This window comes from Paraburkholderia sp. SIMBA_030 (assembly GCF_046535245.1).
Classification (GTDB): Bacteria; Pseudomonadota; Gammaproteobacteria; order Burkholderiales; family Burkholderiaceae; genus Paraburkholderia.
The window spans coordinates 143004-160885 of sequence record NZ_JAWRXB010000005.1 but is presented as its reverse complement, the minus strand read 5'-3'; the positions used below and the strand labels follow the sequence as shown (position 1 = coordinate 160885).

At 60.0% G+C, this 17882-nt stretch carries 23 protein-coding genes and 2 pseudogenes; 14 read left to right on the top strand and 11 right to left on the bottom strand.

Features of this window, described 5'->3' with window-relative positions; translation table 11 throughout:
* Window positions 1-58 precede the first annotated feature (58 nt).
* On the bottom strand, window positions 59-952 hold the full coding sequence (locus tag SB772_RS10240) for a LysR family transcriptional regulator (protein ID WP_410833141.1): 894 nt from the start codon (window positions 950-952) through the stop codon (window positions 59-61).
* Window positions 953-1037: 85 nt separating this feature from the next.
* On the opposite strand from SB772_RS10240, the gene SB772_RS10235 reads away from it, so the two are divergent.
* A complete protein-coding gene (locus tag SB772_RS10235; RefSeq protein WP_410833140.1) occupies window positions 1038-1823 on the top strand; it encodes an NAD(P)H-dependent oxidoreductase in 786 nt (261 codons plus the stop codon).
* A 62-nt stretch (window positions 1824-1885) separates the two neighbouring features.
* Here the strand turns inward: SB772_RS10235 and SB772_RS10230 are convergent, their stop codons facing one another.
* The 5 genes from SB772_RS10230 to SB772_RS10210 form a co-directional block, all read right to left on the bottom strand.
* Window positions 1886-2758 carry an endonuclease/exonuclease/phosphatase family protein gene (locus tag SB772_RS10230; RefSeq protein WP_410833139.1) on the bottom strand — a complete coding sequence of 291 codons (873 nt, stop codon included), beginning with the start codon at window positions 2756-2758 and terminating at the stop codon, window positions 1886-1888.
* Between the two features lie 193 nt (window positions 2759-2951).
* Window positions 2952-4130 carry a glycosyltransferase gene (locus SB772_RS10225; protein ID WP_410833138.1) on the bottom strand — a complete coding sequence of 393 codons (1179 nt, stop codon included), beginning with the start codon at window positions 4128-4130 and terminating at the stop codon, window positions 2952-2954.
* A gap of 246 nt (window positions 4131-4376) precedes the next feature.
* Window positions 4377-4751: a copper resistance protein CopC gene (locus SB772_RS10220; RefSeq protein WP_410833137.1), complete on the bottom strand. Its 375-nt coding sequence runs from the start codon at window positions 4749-4751 to the stop codon at window positions 4377-4379.
* Between the two features lie 2 nt (window positions 4752-4753).
* Window positions 4754-5686 carry a hypothetical protein gene (locus SB772_RS10215; protein WP_410833136.1) on the bottom strand — a complete coding sequence of 311 codons (933 nt, stop codon included), beginning with the start codon at window positions 5684-5686 and terminating at the stop codon, window positions 4754-4756.
* A gap of 107 nt (window positions 5687-5793) precedes the next feature.
* Complete coding sequence (locus SB772_RS10210) at window positions 5794-6162, bottom strand: DUF2946 domain-containing protein (protein ID WP_410833135.1); 369 nt, start codon at window positions 6160-6162, stop codon at window positions 5794-5796.
* Between the two features lie 265 nt (window positions 6163-6427).
* Here SB772_RS10210 and SB772_RS10205 point away from each other — a divergent pair, with 265 nt between their 5' ends.
* From SB772_RS10205 to SB772_RS10190, 4 genes are all read left to right on the top strand, one after another.
* On the top strand, window positions 6428-7369 hold the full coding sequence (locus SB772_RS10205) for a DnaJ C-terminal domain-containing protein (RefSeq protein ID WP_410833134.1): 942 nt from the start codon (window positions 6428-6430) through the stop codon (window positions 7367-7369).
* A 27-nt stretch (window positions 7370-7396) separates the two neighbouring features.
* Entirely contained in the window at window positions 7397-7690 is a 294-nt protein-coding gene (locus SB772_RS10200; protein ID WP_410833133.1) for a chaperone modulator CbpM, read from the top strand.
* 219 nt (window positions 7691-7909) lie between these two features.
* Entirely contained in the window at window positions 7910-8101 is a 192-nt protein-coding gene (locus SB772_RS10195) for a DUF2964 family protein (protein WP_410833132.1), read from the top strand.
* A gap of 103 nt (window positions 8102-8204) precedes the next feature.
* Complete coding sequence (locus SB772_RS10190; protein ID WP_410833131.1) at window positions 8205-8441, top strand: UDP-glucose 4-epimerase; 237 nt, start codon at window positions 8205-8207, stop codon at window positions 8439-8441.
* A 34-nt stretch (window positions 8442-8475) separates the two neighbouring features.
* On the opposite strand, the gene adhP is transcribed toward SB772_RS10190, so the two are convergent.
* Window positions 8476-9501 carry an alcohol dehydrogenase AdhP gene (gene adhP, locus SB772_RS10185; protein ID WP_410833130.1) on the bottom strand — a complete coding sequence of 342 codons (1026 nt, stop codon included), beginning with the start codon at window positions 9499-9501 and terminating at the stop codon, window positions 8476-8478.
* A gap of 246 nt (window positions 9502-9747) precedes the next feature.
* On the opposite strand from adhP, the gene SB772_RS10180 reads away from it, so the two are divergent.
* Entirely contained in the window at window positions 9748-9978 is a 231-nt protein-coding gene (locus SB772_RS10180; protein ID WP_410833129.1) for a hypothetical protein, read from the top strand.
* A gap of 131 nt (window positions 9979-10109) precedes the next feature.
* A pseudogene (locus SB772_RS10175) lies at window positions 10110-10309 on the top strand (hypothetical protein); the annotation flags it as partial.
* Between the two features lie 16 nt (window positions 10310-10325).
* On the opposite strand, the gene SB772_RS10170 reads toward SB772_RS10175, so the two are convergent.
* The 3 genes from SB772_RS10170 to SB772_RS10160 all read right to left on the bottom strand — a co-directional run bounded on the left by SB772_RS10170 (window position 10326) and on the right by SB772_RS10160 (window position 13477).
* Window positions 10326-11330, bottom strand: coding sequence for an aldo/keto reductase (locus SB772_RS10170; protein ID WP_410833128.1), 1005 nt, complete (start codon window positions 11328-11330; stop codon window positions 10326-10328).
* A gap of 171 nt (window positions 11331-11501) precedes the next feature.
* Entirely contained in the window at window positions 11502-12395 is an 894-nt protein-coding gene (locus SB772_RS10165) for a LysR family transcriptional regulator (protein WP_410833127.1), read from the bottom strand.
* 713 nt (window positions 12396-13108) lie between these two features.
* Window positions 13109-13477 carry a hypothetical protein gene (locus tag SB772_RS10160; protein ID WP_410833126.1) on the bottom strand — a complete coding sequence of 123 codons (369 nt, stop codon included), beginning with the start codon at window positions 13475-13477 and terminating at the stop codon, window positions 13109-13111.
* Here SB772_RS10160 and SB772_RS10155 point away from each other — a divergent pair.
* The 5 genes and pseudogenes from SB772_RS10155 to SB772_RS10135 all read left to right on the top strand — a co-directional run.
* On the top strand, window positions 13455-13913 hold the full coding sequence (locus SB772_RS10155; RefSeq protein WP_410833125.1) for an HAD domain-containing protein: 459 nt from the start codon (window positions 13455-13457) through the stop codon (window positions 13911-13913). The genes SB772_RS10160 and SB772_RS10155 overlap by 23 nt on opposite strands.
* Before the next feature lie 351 nt (window positions 13914-14264).
* Complete coding sequence (locus tag SB772_RS10150) at window positions 14265-14633, top strand: hypothetical protein (RefSeq protein ID WP_410833124.1); 369 nt, start codon at window positions 14265-14267, stop codon at window positions 14631-14633.
* Window positions 14634-14752: 119 nt separating this feature from the next.
* Window positions 14753-15169, top strand: a complete 417-nt coding sequence (gene tnpA, locus SB772_RS10145; RefSeq protein ID WP_410833123.1) for an IS66 family insertion sequence element accessory protein TnpA — start codon at window positions 14753-14755, stop codon at window positions 15167-15169.
* Window positions 15163-15510, top strand: a complete 348-nt coding sequence (tnpB, locus tag SB772_RS10140; RefSeq protein ID WP_410833122.1) for an IS66 family insertion sequence element accessory protein TnpB — start codon at window positions 15163-15165, stop codon at window positions 15508-15510. The genes tnpA and tnpB overlap by 7 nt, the downstream gene beginning before the upstream one ends.
* Window positions 15511-15575: 65 nt before the next feature.
* Window positions 15576-15980 (top strand): annotated as a pseudogene (locus SB772_RS10135) (hypothetical protein); the annotation flags it as partial.
* Here SB772_RS10135 and SB772_RS10130 read toward each other — a convergent pair.
* Window positions 15971-16117, bottom strand: a complete 147-nt coding sequence (locus SB772_RS10130) for a hypothetical protein (protein WP_410833121.1) — start codon at window positions 16115-16117, stop codon at window positions 15971-15973. The pseudogene SB772_RS10135 and the gene SB772_RS10130 sit on opposite strands and share 10 nt — an antisense overlap.
* A 96-nt stretch (window positions 16118-16213) precedes the next feature.
* Here SB772_RS10130 and tnpC point away from each other — a divergent pair, with 96 nt between their 5' ends.
* Entirely contained in the window at window positions 16214-17098 is an 885-nt protein-coding gene (gene tnpC / locus SB772_RS10125) for an IS66 family transposase (protein ID WP_410833120.1), read from the top strand.
* 195 nt (window positions 17099-17293) lie between these two features.
* Entirely contained in the window at window positions 17294-17602 is a 309-nt protein-coding gene (locus SB772_RS10120) for a hypothetical protein (RefSeq protein WP_410833119.1), read from the top strand.
* The last annotated feature ends 280 nt before the right edge of the window (window positions 17603-17882 follow it).

Sequence of the window (17882 nt, the reverse complement as noted above, 5' to 3'; positions counted from 1 at the left end):
CGGGACGGCGAGTTGCCGCACGGTTCATGGCGGTGGTGGCTGGCGAACGCGGCAACCGTCACACCGAATTCGCAATGTACTCACGCAGCCACTGATGCGCGGGGTCGCGATGGGAGCGCTCATGCCAGAGCATGGCCATCTCGTAGCCGGGTACCTCGACGGGTGGCTCGACCACCCGCAGCACGCCGGTGTTGCGGACCAGGCGCGAAGGCAACATCGCCACGAGGTCCGTGCTCGCGAGGACCGACATCAGGAACAGGAAGTGCGGAACGGAGAGCACAACCCGGCGCGCGAGCCCTGCCTGCGCGAGCACTTCATCCGTGATGCCGCGAAATCCCCCGCCGTCCGGCGAGACGATCACGTGATCGAGATCGCAGAATTGCGCAAGCGTGGGCCGGCGCTTCAAACGCGGGTGACCTGCGCGGCCGGCTAGAACATACCGCTCCGTGAAGAGCACCCGCCGACGCATCCCGGACGGCGCCCCCTCGCTGGTATGGAGGGCAAGATCGATCTCCCCCTGTTCCGCTTGCCTCGCGACGCGCGACGGAAAAAGTTCCAGAACCGCCAGCCGGCTGCCCGGCGCTGCCGAGCGCAAGCCTGCCAAAGCCGGCAGCAGGACCGTCAATTCGCCGTAGTCGGCAGCGGCAACGCGCCACGTATGACCGGCCTCGGCCGGATCAAAAGGACTCGCGGGCGACACCGCGCGCTCGAGTGCATCGAGTGCCTGCCGCAAAGGTTCGCGTAATGCCTCGGCTCTCGCGGTGGGCCGCATTCCTCGTGGCCCGGGTAGCAACAGCGGGTCTCCAAAGACGTCCCTCAGCCTGGCGAGATGAACGCTTACCGATGGTTGAGAGAAGTGCAGCCGTTGTGCCGCGCGAGTCACATTATGTTCGGAGAGCAAAACATCAAGTGTGACCAGCAGGTTGAGGTCTAGCCTTCTAAGATTATTCATCTTAATACCTGAGATATCGGAAATTCATTTCCAATATACCTGATGAAAACCTATCCTGCCGTCTTCTAGCAGTGGAGGCCCAGTCATGAATGTTCTTCTCGTCTATGCTCATCCCGAACCCAGGTCATTGAATGGCTCGCTCAAGGACTTTTCGGTCAAACGCCTTGAGGATGCGGGACACGTGGTCCAGGTTTCAGACCTTTATGCAATGAAGTGGAAAGCATCGCTCGATGCGCACGACAGCATCGACACGCAGGTCCGTCGATCCGATCGGCGCTTTGATCCAGCCCTCGACTCGAAGCACGCGTTCGAAAATGGTCTGCAGAGCCTGGACATCGCACTCGAACAGGAGAAGCTGATGTGGGCAGATGCGCTCATCCTGCAGTTTCCGCTGTGGTGGTTCTCGATGCCGGCGATCCTCAAAGGCTGGGTGGAACGCGTCTATGCATATGGTTTCGCGTATGGCGTAGGGGAACACTCCGATGCGCGCTGGGGCGACCGCTACGGAGAAGGCACATTGGCAGGAAAACGGGCGATGCTGATCGTCACGGCGGGCGGATGGGAGTCGCATTACGGCTCGCGAGGTATCAATGGCCCAATGGACGATATTTTGTTCCCCATCCAGCATGGGATTCTGTATTACCCTGGTTTCGACGTCTTGCCGCCGTACGTGATCTATCGAACAGGCCGAATTGACGAAGCAAAATTTTCAGGGATTTGCGACTCGCTCGGCCAGCGCCTTGACGAGCTTTGGCAGACCGCGCCGATACCTTTTCGCGCGCAGAATGCCGGAGAGTACGACATTCCGGCGCTCACATTGCGCAGCGATATTTCTCCTGAGCAGTCCGGCTTCGCTGCACACATCGCGTAGCAATTGTGGAGCGGGGGTTGATTCTCAGCCTGTTTATTCTGAACTCGATATGAGTTCGCGGATCAGTGCAATTCGAGCCACAGCGGCTGATGATCGGACGAGCGGCTATTCTGGTCCACATCGCAACTCGCAATGCGCGGCTTCAGATCCTCGGTGACAAAAATAAAATCGCATGCAAACGGTCCATCGGGCCATTGCTCGTGATCGTACAGACCGACCGTCGCGGCACGCGGGGCATCCGGGTGCGCACAGGTCCACGCGTCGGCGAAGGCGGGCGCGCCAGCAAGCGGCTCGAGCATCCTGCAATAAGCAGAATCGCCGAACGCGCTGTTGAAATCACCGCATACGATGGCGCTCATCGGACGGGCAGTGTCGGCAAACGGACTGTCCGGTTTTTCCGCTTTCGCCGGACGACGGGCGTGGTCGCATGCTTCCTCGTGCAATTCGCGCAGCCTCGTCACCTGCGCCAGCCGTTGAGCTTCGGAGTAGAACTCAAGATGCGTGCTGACGACACGCAACGGACCCACATCGGTTTCGATGACCGCTTCGAGCGCGACCCGCAGCATTGATGGCTTGGCGGGGGCGGCCAGCCAGGGGAGCGAATGACGCAGCACCTGTTTGACAGGCAACCGGCTCACGATGGCGTTGCCGAATTGACGCCGCTGTCGCGCGGCCCCTACACCCGGAAGATCGGAGCCGATCGCATCGATCACGGTCGTGCCCGGCAGCAAGGTGGCAAGCTTGGCGAACTGATCGGCTGATGGTCCGCCTGCCAATCCGCCTTGCGCCGGTCCTTTATGAAAGCCGCGTGTGACTTCCTGGAGACACAGGATATCGAAGTCGCATAACGCCCGTGCCTCGCGCACGATGCGAACGAGGTCGACGCGGCCATCCACACCGCGCCCCCACTGAATGTTCCAGTCGACGAGACGCATGACGTTCTCCTTTCCGAAGCCATGTTCCCAGTCTACCGCCGTGACGCCGGGTGGGTGCTATCCCGGTGCCATTCACGACGTAGACTGCCGACGCCGCGTGACGCCGCGCCATCTCTACGCCCCCGTTCCACCGGAACGGAGCCAGGCCGGCTATATGAATATCAGAACCAATGCAGAAGCGGGAACATTTCGCCTAATCCGCCATCACCGAGTGGATAAATGTAAGTAGTCGATTATTGCTTGCCTCAACGCCGTAATACGCTGCCCGCGCATGCGCTTCGGCGGCCGAAGCTTCCCGGAGCCTGTTCTCACTTAGCAGGCGGCCGATCGCTTCTGCCATCGCGGAAACGTCTCCCACCGGCACGAGAGCTCCAGCCTTCCCGCCATCCAGAATCTCGCGCGGCCCCGTGGGGCAATCGGTTGCCACGATCGCCTTGCCGATCGCCAAGGCCTCCAGCAACACCATAGGCAGTCCCTCGTATTTCGAACTCAGGACGAGCAAGGAAGCACGCGCCACTATAGGATGCGGATTGTCCCGATGGCCCACAAAATGCACGCGTCCTTGCAGGCCAAGCTTGGCTGCCAAGTCCTCCAGTTCCTCGCGATACGCGCCGTTTCCAACAATCACCAAGTGCTCTGCGATGGCTCGCCGTTGTACCAGGTCAGCGTACGCACGCAAAAGCGTTCGGTGATCCTTTTGAATCTCATCAAGACGGGCGACGGACACGATGTAGGGTTCACCACTGGGCGTAATCGGACCGGCGTCGTTGTTTTCCGAAGCCATCTCCCGAATCGATTCAGTATCGATGGCATTTGGCAGCATAACTACCCGTTTCAATTTTCCTTCGAAGATTTGTGCTGCCTCATCGGCCATATGTTGATTCAACACTGCGACGCCGTGATAACGCTGATATTGCGCCAGCAGGCGTCGGACCTTGCGGGGTCTGTTAGCAAGGCGCGCGTCAAAGCTGAAGTGATTGACGCCCAACCAGGCGACGCCGAAACGACCCGACAAGCGCCGCAACGACATGTCGAAATCAACGATAACGTCAACGCCCTGCACAATTCTTGCAATGCGTTTCGCCACGTGCGGGCGGACCACCAACGTATTGTGAACGTCACGCGCGATCCGCCCCAGCTTGCCGAGACGATTGGCTTGTCGCCTCGCCTGGAAGTAATTGAGCCACCGAATATCGGCCAGAATTTCAACCCCTACGTCGGGCGGAATCAACGCTCGAAACCGGCTTTCAAGTGCCGATGACGGATAAATTACGGACAATGACAGTTGAAACCGGCTTCGATCAAGAATCCTTAGCCACTGAATTAGCGAGGATTCAATTCCACCGTCTCCGAAATTCGAAATGTGGAACAAAACATGAATCCGTTCGTTATTCGTTGACCTGGGATTTTTATCGGACATACGCGTGAGGAGGGAGGCGAGAAATGGCGCGGCATGGCTTTCTGAATTGTATCATCTGGCTGAGTGTGGTCCACCACCGTTCGCCCGGTAGCCTCGCTGAACAGCGCGACAGTCATCCGGAGCGGTCGCCGCGAATCGTCGCGGCGCCTACGGCAAGCACTGCCGCGATGACCGAACCGCATATCGCCGCGCGGCCCCTTACTTCACCCTGAACGAATAATCGCCTTGCGTGCGGTGCCCGTCGGAAGCAACGGCCACCCAGTGCACGGTGTACTTGTCAGGTGGCAACGGGGGCAGCGCGACATGGATCGACTTCTTGTCGTTCGGATCCACTTGCGCTTTCTCGGTATTGACCTGCTTACCCGTCGAATTGCTGACGGTAAGGGCGCTGAATACAGGCTCGAGCGGACCGTCGAATACGACCGTCACGTTCTCCGGCGCGGATACTTCGGCACCCGCCGACGGCGACTGCTTTTGCGGGAATACATGCGCGAATGCGGCGGCCGGAAGCAGGATGCCGGTCGCGATGACCGCTATGGCGCAGCGTCGGCGAAGCTCATCGAATACAGCCATGGCTAATCTCCTTTGCCGAACAGCGGTTTGCCTACGGAGTTGGGCAGCACGTCATCCAGGTAAAGATGGGCCTGCAACAGGACACCCACCCCCTTGCCGCTTGCACGATTGACCGGTATCACCGCCTCGGCGCCCAACTGCCCCCAACGATTGAGCCATATCACGCCTGGATTGATGCTCCCGGTCGTATGCCCTGAACAGGGGCCGCCGGTACAGGTACTCATCGGGAATTCGACGACCGGAATCAGGTTGCTGAACGGCGCCTTGAGCCCCATGTCCTGCACGAAATTCTGCAGATACGGCAGGCTGTATTGCAGCGTCACGCCCCAGCTAAGCGAATCGGGATCGGAACTGTTCATCGTCAGGCGTGGGCCGATGGTGCCGGTGATCGCAAACGGCCGCAGATATTTCAGACCGTCCGGCAGATCGCCGAAGCCCTTGCCGGCATAAAGCGTCGGCGTGAGCGCCGAGTGAGGGTCGCCGATCGCCCTCGACCCTGTGCCGCCCAGCTCGGCAACAACACCGGCGGACGCCATGAACTCATGTGCTTCGTTGACGTAGAAGCGATATTTGGCACCGACCGCGAAGTTGTCGAAACCGCGCGCCGAGCCGCCGTTCGGTGCGTTCACGTTCACATAGGTCCCCGTCACGGACAGCGCGAAGCTGGGCGTGATCAGCTTGTCCCATTCGAGCGTCGTCGTATTGGTGTTCTGGGTGTCGCCGTCGTCCGTTTCGGATTTGACGTGGCCGAATTCCAGATTGATTTCGTCTCCCACGCCGGGGTCGTCGACCGCCATCGTCGCCGGGAAAACGCGGTTGCCTGCAATAGCATGCGCAGTTGCATATGAGGGGAAAAGAAGCGTGGCTGCTGCGGCTGCAGGAACGACTAAAGCCGCGAGCGCCGGCATGCCGGCGCGTACTCGAGTGAGGCGCATGGTTCATCCTTTGTGAATGGTCGCGTTTGTATCGTCGCGGGCCTGTCAAAAGACGCGCGACGGCGCGGCGATGCAATGACACGTGCATCGCCGCCTTGCTGACTCAGTCAGGATGAAAATGGGGGCGCTCGCGGCTGCGCGGCGGTGAAGGGGAAAACGCGGCGGATCGACTGAAACTGGGGCACTGCCGTGGGCTGAATGGCCCAATCGGTCGGCGCAAACGCCACGGTCCCGCTCGGTAGCACGGGCATGTGAGCAAGCAGCCCACAATACGCGCACGCCTGCCAATGGGTCGCCTTTTCAGGGGATGGCAACTCGTCGGACCCCGGACTTTGCGCGGAGCACAAAGCGCCCGGGAACGCTTCAGAACGTTCATCGGCCGCGAGGGTATGCGAAACCGTTGGCGCGAGCGTTGCCATCAGGATTGCAAGCAATCCTAGAATGCTGCCGATCTTGCGGTGGATAAGGCGAAGCATGGCAGTGGTGGAGTGACGGACGGGCTCGAGCTTGCGGCGAATTATGCCACGCGTCTTTGACGAATCTGATGGGGAGATGCCCTACAAAAGGGTAGGCGCAGCAGGGTATTTTCTTTTGGATCCCCACCCGATCGGGTTGACTCCGGCGCAGGCGCTACGGTTTTCCCAGGTCGTACAGTCATGTAAAGTAGATTCGTAGATTCATGCTGGTAAAGCCGCGTGGCTTGCTCGCGCGTCGTCTCCCCTCTATTGGTCTTACTTTCAAATGAAATACAGGGACTACTACGAAATTCTGGGGCTGGAGCGCAGTGCGACCCAGGAGGATATCAAGCGCGCCTATCGCAAGCTTGCTCGCAAGTATCACCCGGACGTCAGCAAGCACGACGACGCGGAAACCCGTTTCAAGGAACTGGGCCACGCCTATGAGGTACTCAAGGATCCGGAAAAACGCGCGGCCTATGACCGTATGGGCAGCGGCTGGCGCGATGGCGAAGAGTTTCAGCCGCCGCCGAACTGGGATGAAGGTTTCGAATTCAGCGGGGCAGGCCGCGAATCGGGCTCGCAAGCCGACTTGGACGATCTTTTCGAAGCCATGTTCGGCGGCGTGCGTGGCGAGCACGCGCGACACAGGCAATCGCATGCGATGGCCCAGGATCATCACGCGAAGGTGGCGATCGATCTGGAGGATGCCTATCGTGGAGCGCAACGCTCGATTGAACTGCAAATGCCCGTTGTCGATGCTAAAGGCCATGTGACGTTGCAGTCACGCATTCTGAACGTCGCGATCCCTAAGGGCGTGCGTGCCGGGCAGCACCTGCGCCTGGCCGGGCAGGGGAGCGTCGGCGCGGCGGGTGGACAGCCAGGCGACCTGTATCTGGAAATTGCCTTTCGTGAGCATCCGCGCTTTCGCGTCGACGGGCGCGATGTCTTGCTCACCCTGCCGGTGGCGCCGTGGGAGGCCGCGCTCGGCGCCCACGTCAACGTCCCGACACCCGATGGCTCCGTCGAGCTCACGGTGCCCAAAGGTTCCGCAGGCGGCAGGCGCTTGCGCCTCAAGGGAAAGGGTATTCCCGGAAATCCGCCGGGCGACCTGTACGTCATCCTGAACATCATACTGCCGCCGGCCGATAGCGAGCGTGCCAAAGCAGCTTACGACGCGCTGCGCCAGGCGGTTAATTTCGACGCTCGCGCGCATTTTTATGAGTAACTCACGATGAAAGAATCCCGTGTCTTTATGGAAGGCCAGATCGTCGACGAGAGCGTTGAGTTCACACTCGTTGAATTGTGTCGGATCAGCGGTGCCTCGGAAGACGAGCTGAACCTTTGGGTATCGGAAGGCGCATTTGAACCGAAAGGCGCTGAGCCGCACGAGTGGCGCTTTAGCGGCGAGGCGCTGCGTCGTGCGAGGACGGCCCAGCACCTTGCGCGGGACCTGGAGATCAACGCGCCCGGGATCGCGCTCGCGCTGGATCTGCTCGACGAGATCGAGGCCTTGCGCACGCGCCTGAACGTTCGACGCGGGGGCTGACCGGGCGCCGTGTCAGCACAGCCGCGACAGCCATCGGCGGGGTCGCGATCCAGATCTGAACCAGCTGCAGGCGTTGAAACGGCGCAAACGTGACGTAAGTCAAATCGCGGACAGGAGCGAGCGTACACGCTACGGTTAATCGCATGCGTGACGGTCCGCCCCGTGGATCTGGAATGCTTGCGCGTCATCTGAATCACACAACCGTGTCGGGAGCATGCCATGGTGCGCGCAGAACATCGGATCGTCCTTGCGGCAATCGCCGTATTCTTCGCGCTGGGCGGTATAGCGACCGCCATCCATGGCGTGCTTTCCGGCGCAGACAGTGTGACCCGCTATGGTGCGGCGGCAATCGTCGCCGGCGTCGCGTGCTTCGTGATGCTGCTCAACCCGACAGCGAACGACGATGCGTGACGCTGACGGAAACAGGCAGGCAATGCCCCGCCGAGTCATCCGCAACCGAAGTTAGCGAAATGACTACGTGATCTACGTGGCAATAGGACGGAAGCGTGCAATCATGACAATCTCAGGTAACGTTTGCGAAGCGGACTGGTCCGTTTCCACAGAGGTCAATAAGACTACCGGCGGCTACGATTGCCGGATTCACGTCAGCCATTGCACGCCGGAAGGCACCTTCACGCACCAGTTCAAGCACAGCAAGCTCTTCCCAACGGAACGCGAGGCGGTACTCGAAGGGTTGCGGGAAGGGATGGCGTGGCTCGAACTGAAGAGAGCCGGGACATTCGACATTTAGTCTCTTATCCGGGTCCCGGGTAGCAGATCATCCATCAATCGAGTGTCAACACCACACGGCCGTCGATTTTTCCGTTCTTCAGGTCGGCGAACACGGCGTTGATGTTATCGAGGCGATCGGTATGAATGCGCGCGCGTACTCGTCCTTCAGCGGCGAATTCAAGCGATTCCTGAAGATCCCGGCGTGTCCCGACGATCGATCCGCGCACGGTGATGCCATTGAGTACGGTTGAAAAAATCGGCAGCGGAAAGTCGCCCGGCGGCAGACCATTGAGCGCAACGGTGCCGCCGCGGCGGACCATGCCAAGCGCCTGGGCGAAGGCGCTGCGGGATACCGCGGTGACGAGCACGCCATGTGCTCCGCCAATTTCCTTTTGAATCACGGCGGCGGGATCCTCGGTGGTTGCGTCGATTGTGAGTGTCGCGCCGAGTTCACGCGCAAGCGCGAGCTTGTCCGCCGCGATGTCGACAGCCACCACGCGAAGTCCCATCGCGATCGCATATTGAACCGCCACGTGGCCGAGGCCCCCGATGCCGGAAATCGCGAGCCATTGGCCAGGCCGCGTGTCGGTCATGCGGATGCCCTTGTAGACCGTGACGCCGGCGCACAGAATGGGGGCGATTTCTTCGAAGCCGACTTGCGCGGGCAGATGCCCGACATAGTTCGGATCGGCCAGCACGTATTCCGCATAGCCGCCGTTGACCGAGTAGCCGGTGTTCTGCTGTTCATGGCAGAGCGTCTCCCAGCCGCTCAGGCAGTGCTCGCAGTGGCCGCAGGCGGTATAGAGCCATGGCACACCGACACGGTCGCCTTCCTTGACGGCCTTGACGCCGTCGCCGACAGCCGCGACAAAACCAACCCCTTCGTGCCCTGGAATGAACGGCAGTGTCGGCTTGACTGGCCAGTCTCCGTCGGCGGCATGCAGGTCGGTATGACATACGCCCGATGCCACGATCTTGACCAGAATTTCACCGCGGCCCGGCGTGGGCACGGGCACTTCCTCTATGCGAAGCGGTTGGCCAAACGCATGGACGACTGCGGCTTTCATCGATTGAGCCATGGGATTCTCCGGCGATGGGTGGGGGTGTCCTAAGTATCCGTACGGCCACGGCACGAGAGTTGACGTGGATCATAAGCAAGCGTTGCCGCGCTCGCGCTTTGCGTCGCCCTTGTTACATCAAACCTCAGCGAATTCACGCGCACTTGATACGCATCAACTAACGCGTCGAATCGCGCGGTATTTGTCAGAACGGTGTCATACGGTCTACCGAGACTGAGGCCATCTACCGGACAACCATGCGCCGCGATGCGAAAGACTCAAGCTATTGAATCGATGGGCCAACGCAGCCTGTTGCTGCCGGGCTGGATCAAGGCGGCGCTGTCTGCCAACGACCGCCTGAAGCTCTATCTGAGCGTGCTTCAAGCTGCCTTCGCGCACGCCGAACACCCCGATCGCGAGGCGCTCGACCTGAGCGGGGAGATGGTCGCCGCGCGCGGCGATCGACTGGGGGCGCTATGCGGAACTCTTCACCTATGACGACCGGACGCGAACCTTTGGCCGGGACGAAGCGAAGGGACAGTCGAATATGCCCCCGCACATCCATCACACGCATTGTTCGGGCTGGCTGCGTGCCGGGCGCGCTGCTCGATCGCAAGGCCGTCTGGCACGAAGTGCTGCAGCCGAGCGAGTTCTACCGCGCGGAGCCCGGCAAGTGGACGAAGAATGACGTGCTCGTCAACTTTGGCCGGCCGGAGGAAACGGCTTACTTTCGGTTGATGAGGCGGGAAGTGTGGAGTTATCGCTTTCTGGAAGAAGGCTGTGGTACCAGCTGTTCCACTTCCAGGGTGTCGACATCGAGTACTTCGATCACCACGCGCCTGGTTTCAGATGGTTCGACGACCTTCGATCGGATATCCGGGATCCGTATAGCCTGGCGTTGACGCGTGACCCGGCGGAACCAGACTGTCGACGAATTTTTCATCGTCGGGTCCGAGTTGCAGTTTCAGCGCGTCGACGTAGCTGTCCCAATGCGCTTCCGTACGCGGCCCCGCAATCGTGGCGCTGACGAACTGGTTCTTGAGTACCCAGGCCAATGCGAAGGCGATCGAAGTCGTACCGCGTGCCGCAGCGTGGGCAGCAACCTTTTGCGCGATGGCCAGCGATTCCAGCCGCCATTCAGTCTGCTGGATCCGCTTGTCGCCGCGGCCCGCACGCGAATCGGCCGGCGGCGGCGCATCCACCGCATACTTGCCGCTGAGCACGCCCCGCGCGAGCGGGCTATACGGAACGACGCCGATGCCATAGTGTGCTGCGGCGGGCAACTGCTCGACCTCCGCGGTACGGTCAACCATGTTGTACAGCGGTTCGCTGGCGACCGGCCGATCGATACCGAGTTGATCGGCAAGACGCACGATTTCGGCGATGCGCCACCCGCGGAAGTTCGATACGCCGAAATAGCGGATCTTGCCCTGACGGATCAGATCGCCGATGGCGCGCACGCCTTCTTCCAGCGGAGCATCGACCAACGCGCGATGGAAGTAGAGGATATCGATGTAGTCGGTGCCCAGACGCTTCAGGCTCGCTTCGACCGACTGAACGATCCACTTGCGCGACTGACCCTGTTCATTCGGACCCTGCGACGTCGGAAAACCGAATTTCGTCGCGACGACCCAGCTGTCGCGACGATCCGCAATGGCGCGACCCACGATCTCTTCCGAACGGCCTGCGTGATAGACGTCGGCCGTGTCGATGAAATTAACGCCCTGATCGAACGCCTTGTCGATGATGCGTTTCGAGGCCGCCTCGTCGGTCTCTGCGCCGAACATCATTGCACCCAGACACAAGGGCGAAACCTTGAGGGCGCTACGACCCAGATATCGATAATCCATGATTTTTCTCCGTGCAGGCTGTGCCTGCGGTTCATCATTCGCGACGCTGCCGTCTCGAATGTCGAGTGAGATGATAGGCAGGCACTGTCTATTGATAAAGCCCACGAAACCGCAAGCCGTTATGAGCCACATTCATGAATTCACGCAAGCTGGTTGGTCGCTTCGCGCCGCTTACGCACGCTGACGCAGCGCATCGATGACGAGGACCATCGCTCGTGAAGACTCACGACGGCTCGCGTAATAGGCGTGCAAACCTGGAAAAGTAGGGCACCAGTCTTCGAGTACGCAGATGAGACGGCCCGACGCGACGTGCGTCTGTACCAGATCCGCGGGGACGTAGGCAAGACCGTACCCTGATAACGCCGCATCCAGCATCTGATAGGTTCCGTTGAAGGCGAGTTGACCCGCTACGCGCACCTGCACTTCACGATTCCCTTTTTTGAGCTCCCACGCGTAGAACGCGCCAAGCGTCGGCAGACGCAGATTAATGCAATTGTGCGTCGTCAGATCATGCGGAGTCTTTGGCCGTGCCCGCTTGTCCAGATAGGCCGGCGAGCCGACGATCGCCATGCGCATATCCGGTGCAATGCGGACCGCGATCATGTCTTTTGCGACCTGATCGCCGTTGCGAACGCCGATGTCATAGCGGTTCGCAACGATATCGGAGAGACCATAGTCCGTGATGATTTCAACCTTGATTTCCGGATACTTGCGAAGGGCCTTGGACAATCTGGGCCAAAGGATTGTCCTGGTCGCGTAGTCGGTTGCGGTGATGCGAATGGTGCCGGCGGGTTTATCCCGAAGCTCGGTCACGGCTGTCAGTTCTGCTTCGATCTCCTCGAAGCGGGGCGCGACCGTCTGGAGAAGACGTTCGCCTGCCTCGGTGGGGGACACGCTGCGTGTAGTGCGAGTCAGAAGCCGAAGGCCGAGTCTCGTTTCGAGCGCGCGGATCGTATGGCTCAACGCGGATTGGGACACACCCAATTGCGCCGCCGCGCGGGTGAAGCTGCGCTCGCGCGCAACGGCAATGAAGGCAAGCAGATCGTTAAAGTTTTCGCGCGGCATTGATGAATCCATCTCATGGGTGTTTGCTGATTTTATCGATCCGGTAGAAGAAAATTGTTGTTGTAGCAGCGGCGGCGCTTTCCTTGGTCCTTTCTGCCTGTTGTCTGACGCTGAAGGGCGCGCTGAAGCAGCCGGCTGCCTAGCGGCGCTGGACGTCGGTGCGGGTTGCGAATGCTGGGTAGTTTAAAGCTGTCCAACGGATCATCACTAATTTGACATAAGATAAATTATCAACACTTTTGGTATGTTTGGGACTGTTGCGTTTTTCGGGCATCCTGCGACGGTAGCTCAAGGCTTCCAGCCGGATTCTGCGCAACAGAAACGGCCACGCATGCGACGCAACGGTTCCTGTTGGTTTTTCCTTGCAAAACATTACTCAGGCGTCGATAAACGCTGACATGGACCATTCTCTTTGTCGCGCAACATCTCGCCGTAGGTACCAAGAATCAACCTCATTGGTGTCAGGGCTTTTTGATAATGTCCGATTCTGGCTCATTCGAAATGTCCGGTTTCACAGTCCGTGAACGTAAACTTCTAACCATTTTTCCAGAAACATGGGCAATTTCTCCGTTTTGGTGCAAATCTGCCTCGGGTACGCAGATCAGGTACATAACTCATATTCCATGTTTAGGTAGGTGTTTTACGTCGCCAGGAAATGCAAGTGCGTAAGCCCACGTCCTAGACAAGCACCTAAGAAAGCTCGCAGGCCAGAGTTATGATTGACGGGCCGTGCATCGGCCTTGACCAGAGCTGCCGCTAAGCAGCAAAATCGTCTGCGAACTCAACAGCATTTGATCGGCGCCATGTCTTACGACGAAGCGTTTGATTCCAATGATGCCGCTCACCGTGTTCCACTGCGGCTGGATTGCCTGTTTACTTCCCGCCCCCAAACTCACCTCATCAACGATGTGGGTCCAAATCGCGGACCAGCCGAAACTTGTACGATTGACGCCACAGACGATCTCGAGGCGATCAGCGCCTGGCTGCTTGAGCACCAAGAATCTGGTCCGACGGTCCGCTCTTACAGAAAGGAAGTCGAACGATTCTATATTGGCAGCAATGAAAACGATCTTCTTGGACATCGACGGAGTGTTACACCCGTCTACCGTTGGCGAACTCGAGTACGGTCCGAAGGGACCCATGGTAACCGGGTCAGGAGTATGTGCGCTCCAGGATAAGCTGGCAGAGATGGTCGCTGGCAAAGCGGTTGAGATTGCAATTCACAGCACGTGGATTTACATGTTTGACGCCCAGATTCTGCGAGAGACGTACCTATCACGGCTGGACGCAGTTGCACACATCACGCTGACCAACCGGCGCATTGAGAGTCGCGCACTTCGGATTCTCGATTACGTGCGACGGAGACGCATTTCGCCAGACGACTACCTCATTCTCGATGACGCGCCAAGAGAATTCTCCTCGATTCCCGACCTCCTACCCCGATTGGTCGTATGCGACCCAGCGCGGGGGCTCGATGACTCACGCGTGGTTTCCCGAATCGAAGAATTTCTAGGCTAGATGTCGAGAATGGGTTTGCCGGCACAGTCTCGCTCTCAGATCCCACACGATTGTCGCGTCCATTATTGTTCGTGTGATAGCGGTGGATTACGTCGTACGTGTGGACAAGGACCACTGTCCCGCGATTGCTTGGAGCTCGTGGGAGGCATGCGCGCTGGATGACACAGAGGCTGTTAGACGAACTCTCCCCGCTCGAAGGCTGAGCCAGACGTTGGGTATGTCAACGGCCGACAACTGTTGCCGTGCATGCAGCACCCGCCGGAGTTACAAGGTGTCATCCGTGACGCGGTATATCGACAGATATTTTCTCGCGCGTTCTCGCCGGAGGGGACGCACACCAAGGAGAGGGAATTGAGTCCAGAACTCACGACGCTGCTTCACGCGCGTTACCCGTTGATCTTTACGCACCTGCCGCGCGTGAGTTGCGGCGAAGGTTGGTTCGACCTGCTCGATGCCCTGTGTGAAAGCCTGCAAAGCGAGACAGAGAACGGTGGCCCGCAGGTCGTCGCATTCCAAGTCAAGGAGAAATTTGGCGGCCTGCGCTTTTATACCGGAGCCTGCAACGATGCGCAACGCGGGATGATTGGCCAGGCACAAGCCTTCAGCTGGCGGATCTGCGAGGTGTGTGGCAATCGGGGAACAACATATGGCCCCACGTGGTTTAGGACCCGCTGCGAAGCCCATGCGGACCCAGAGAAAGAGTCGAGCGCTCCAGGCTGAAGATCGACCATCTTCTCTGCTCAGTGGAGAGCGCGTCAAAGTATCCGTCAGCGCATCCCGTCTTGAGCGCACGCAAGCCCGGTGCGAAGGTGTAGCCATCGTATCGATGGAGCAAGGCGATGGACGACTCGACTAAAGAGACGGCTGTTCCGACGGGCGCCCGACGCCCTCGGCAAGGCGAGGCATTCTGGCGCGAGATGGTCGTGGCATGGACAGCAAGCGGACTCGGCGCGCGATGTTTCTGTCGTGAGCGGGGACTGGCCATTAGTACCTTCGGCCTGTGGCGCAAGAAGCTCTCGGGCGAGGCACGGGCGCAGGCGTGCCCGCTTGAGCTCACGCCAGACGCGGCATTTATCGTTTCCCATCCGGGCGCCGCGCCAGGCACTCCTGCGCCACCGTCGACGGCGGACGCTTCGTCGTCTTCGCGTGATCGAGTGGTTCTGTCGCTCGCCGCTGTTCGCATTGAACTGACCGGTGCTCACGCCGAGCGCATCGTGCGTTTCGTGCTCGGACAGCTTGGAGATGCACGGTGCTGATCGCAGCCGATGTCCGTGCGTATATCTGCCGTGAGCTGGTCGACATGCGCAAATCGATTGACGGGCTGTCGTATCTGGTCGAACCGCTGCTTGCCCAGAATCCTGCCTCGGGCAACCTGTTCGTGTTCGTCGGCCGCGATCGCTCGAAAGTCAAATGTCTGTACTGGGATCGCACCGGCTTCGCGCTCTGGTACAAGCGCCTTGAACGGCGCCGCTTTCCGTCACCGCTGGCGCTTGCGCAACGTGGCTTCACGCTTGCCGAACTCAACACCTGGCTCGAGGGCATCGAGATTCCGGCGCACGAGCCGCATCGGGCCGTCGCGGTGACGCGCGTGGGCTGAACTAGCCATCGTCTGCGCAGATACAACGCTCCCCGATCTTGTAAACGTCGCGCGAGTTGGGCATCATGACAGGCATGCCGCCCACCGCCATCACTGTCGCGGAATTGCCGGTCGAGCCCGACGCGCTGCAAGCCTTCGCGCTCGAACAGAACCGGCTGGCATGCGTGCTGTGGGAGCAGCTGGAAGTGCTGCAGCACCAGATTGCCCAGACGAACCGCGCGCGCTTCGGCGTCAGTTCCGAGCGGCTGGCGGGTCAGGCGGAACTGTTTGATGCTGCCACGGCGTTACCCGTTCCGCCCGAGCCAGCCAAGGTTCCGGTTGCGGGCCACACCCGCAAGGGACGTCCGGCCCTGCCGAAGGACCTGCCACGCACGCGCCTTGAATACGATCTGAGCGACGAACAGAAGGCCGCGTTCGATGCGCTCGAGCGCATCGGCGAGGAGCGCAGCGAGACGCTGCACTACGAGCCGTCCAGGCTCACCGTCATCGAGCACATCCGCTTCAAGTACGCGGCGAAGATGGATGGCGAGTCGACCATCGTGACCGCGAGCGCCCAGCCTTCACCGCTGCCGAAGAGCAACGCGAGCGCGAGCCTGCTGGCAAACATCCTGGTCAACACCTACGTCGATCATCTGCCCTTGAACCGGCAGGAGATGCGCTATGCACGGCGTGGTGTGCATCTGCCCCAGGCAACGCTGTGCGAATGGAACTGGCGGCAGCCGAACTGCTCGAAGTGCTGCTGCCACCGCTACGGGCTCACCAGTTGCAGGCCCCCCGCATGCACGTGGATGACACGACGCTGCCATTACTCGAGAAGGGTCGCACGGCGACGCGCACAGCACGATTATGGGGCTACCTGGGCGCGGGCCAGCGCGAGGAGAACGGCGTCTGGGTTGACCACCCGCCGGCAGTCGTGTTCGAGTTCGCCGAATCGCGCTCGGGCTCGCATCCGCTGCGGTACCTGCAGAAGTACAAAGGTTATCTGCAGGCGGACGCGTACAGTGGACATGGCGCACTCTACGAAACAGGAGACATCGTCGAGGTCGGATGTTGGGCCCATTGCCGCCGACGCTTCTTCGAAATCGCGAAGGCGCAAAGCAAACCGGGACTCGCGGCGCAGGCGCTGCAGTGGATCGCCCGACAGTATGCGATCGAGTCGCGGATCAAAGACCACACGCCCAACATCAAATACGCGGCGCGGCAAGCCGAGGCGCTGCCGGTGCTCACGCAGTTCCGGCAATGGCTGGAGGGCAACGTCATCGGGTTGCCTGCTCAGGCACCGCTCGCGAAGGCCTTCGGCTATGCGTTACGTCACTGGCCGGCGCTCGTTCGCTACACAGAGAGCGGTATCCTGCTGCCGGACAACAACGCGTTAGAGCGGCAAATCAGGCCAATTGCTCTCGGGAGGTCGAACTGGATGTTTGCGGATTCGCCGCGCGGCGCCAGAGCGGCCGCCACGATGTATTCACTGATCGGCACAGCGCGTCTGAACAGAATCGAGCCCTATGCGTGGCTTGAGCGCACGCTTGAGCAGTTACCATCGTACCCTGTCAACCGGGTGCACGAACTGTTGCCGCTCGCCCGATAGACACCTTACCGCCCATGGACATTCTCAACTCGCTTCGGCAGGCACCCAGCGCCGAGTTGTATCGCCTCTATCTCGAATCGGCAAAATGCTGGACGACCCGCGACGTATTCCCGAGGTACGTCAACGCTTGCACCTGGGAATGGAGGTCAGTTATATCGGGGCGATCCGCTCGCAGCACCTTCGCACGGAACGGTGGTGGAGTTGCGGCAAACCCAGGCGGTGATCCAGGACAACCAGAGCGGTCAGCGTTGGTCGGTGCTATACGCGGCGGTTATCCCTGACACCACCAGCGGTCCAAGTCACGCGCCTGCGCCGCCGCCATCGCGAGCACAACGGGAGGAATTCTTTATTGGCGACGCCGTTGGCTTCACCGACAAACATCTGAGCGAGCGAGTCGGCATCATCGTCCGACTCAACGCGAAAACTGCGTCTATCGCCGTCAATGATTCGGAAGGTCATTGGCGGGTCTCGTACGCTCTGTTGCGAAAGATCGTCGACATCTGACCGCGCGATCCCGTCAACACGGGTTCCGCTGACGGATACGCGTCAAATCGCCCTTTCTTCCATACGCCTCTTGTTGACGACTTTGCTTATGTCAAATAGATAGGACTACAAAATTGTTATTTTTTGGGAGTCAGTCGGTCAGTGCCTGCCTGTCGCTGACGACTGCCCCCTGCTTCGCAATCCCCACGCTGAACCTCAGCCTTAAGCGTCGTGCGCTCGCGGAACTAATCGCCCTGGAAAAACACAGGTGGTCCGTGCCTCTCCGACCGATTGCCGCGTG

Coding starts and splice junctions, on each gene's coding strand:
- adhP (WP_410833130.1), bottom strand. CDS start 9,501: ATGGCTCAATCGATGAAAGCCGCAGTCGTCCATGCGTTTGGCCAACCG.
- SB772_RS10165 (WP_410833127.1), bottom strand. CDS start 12,395: ATGCCGCGCGAAAACTTTAACGATCTGCTTGCCTTCATTGCCGTTGCG.
- SB772_RS10205 (WP_410833134.1), top strand. CDS start 6,428: ATGAAATACAGGGACTACTACGAAATTCTGGGGCTGGAGCGCAGTGCG.
- SB772_RS10155 (WP_410833125.1), top strand. CDS start 13,455: ATGAAAACGATCTTCTTGGACATCGACGGAGTGTTACACCCGTCTACC.
- SB772_RS10160 (WP_410833126.1), bottom strand. CDS start 13,477: ATGTCCAAGAAGATCGTTTTCATTGCTGCCAATATAGAATCGTTCGAC.
- SB772_RS10195 (WP_410833132.1), top strand. CDS start 7,910: ATGGTGCGCGCAGAACATCGGATCGTCCTTGCGGCAATCGCCGTATTC.
- SB772_RS10235 (WP_410833140.1), top strand. CDS start 1,038: ATGAATGTTCTTCTCGTCTATGCTCATCCCGAACCCAGGTCATTGAAT.
- SB772_RS10215 (WP_410833136.1), bottom strand. CDS start 5,686: ATGCGCCTCACTCGAGTACGCGCCGGCATGCCGGCGCTCGCGGCTTTA.
- SB772_RS10210 (WP_410833135.1), bottom strand. CDS start 6,162: ATGCTTCGCCTTATCCACCGCAAGATCGGCAGCATTCTAGGATTGCTT.
- SB772_RS10230 (WP_410833139.1), bottom strand. CDS start 2,758: ATGCGTCTCGTCGACTGGAACATTCAGTGGGGGCGCGGTGTGGATGGC.
- SB772_RS10200 (WP_410833133.1), top strand. CDS start 7,397: ATGGAAGGCCAGATCGTCGACGAGAGCGTTGAGTTCACACTCGTTGAA.
- SB772_RS10180 (WP_410833129.1), top strand. CDS start 9,748: ATGCGAAAGACTCAAGCTATTGAATCGATGGGCCAACGCAGCCTGTTG.
- SB772_RS10170 (WP_410833128.1), bottom strand. CDS start 11,330: ATGGATTATCGATATCTGGGTCGTAGCGCCCTCAAGGTTTCGCCCTTG.
- tnpC (WP_410833120.1), top strand. CDS start 16,214: ATGGAACTGGCGGCAGCCGAACTGCTCGAAGTGCTGCTGCCACCGCTA.
- SB772_RS10190 (WP_410833131.1), top strand. CDS start 8,205: ATGACAATCTCAGGTAACGTTTGCGAAGCGGACTGGTCCGTTTCCACA.
- SB772_RS10240 (WP_410833141.1), bottom strand. CDS start 952: ATGAATAATCTTAGAAGGCTAGACCTCAACCTGCTGGTCACACTTGAT.
- tnpA (WP_410833123.1), top strand. CDS start 14,753: ATGGACGACTCGACTAAAGAGACGGCTGTTCCGACGGGCGCCCGACGC.
- SB772_RS10220 (WP_410833137.1), bottom strand. CDS start 4,751: ATGGCTGTATTCGATGAGCTTCGCCGACGCTGCGCCATAGCGGTCATC.
- SB772_RS10130 (WP_410833121.1), bottom strand. CDS start 16,117: ATGTTTGCCAGCAGGCTCGCGCTCGCGTTGCTCTTCGGCAGCGGTGAA.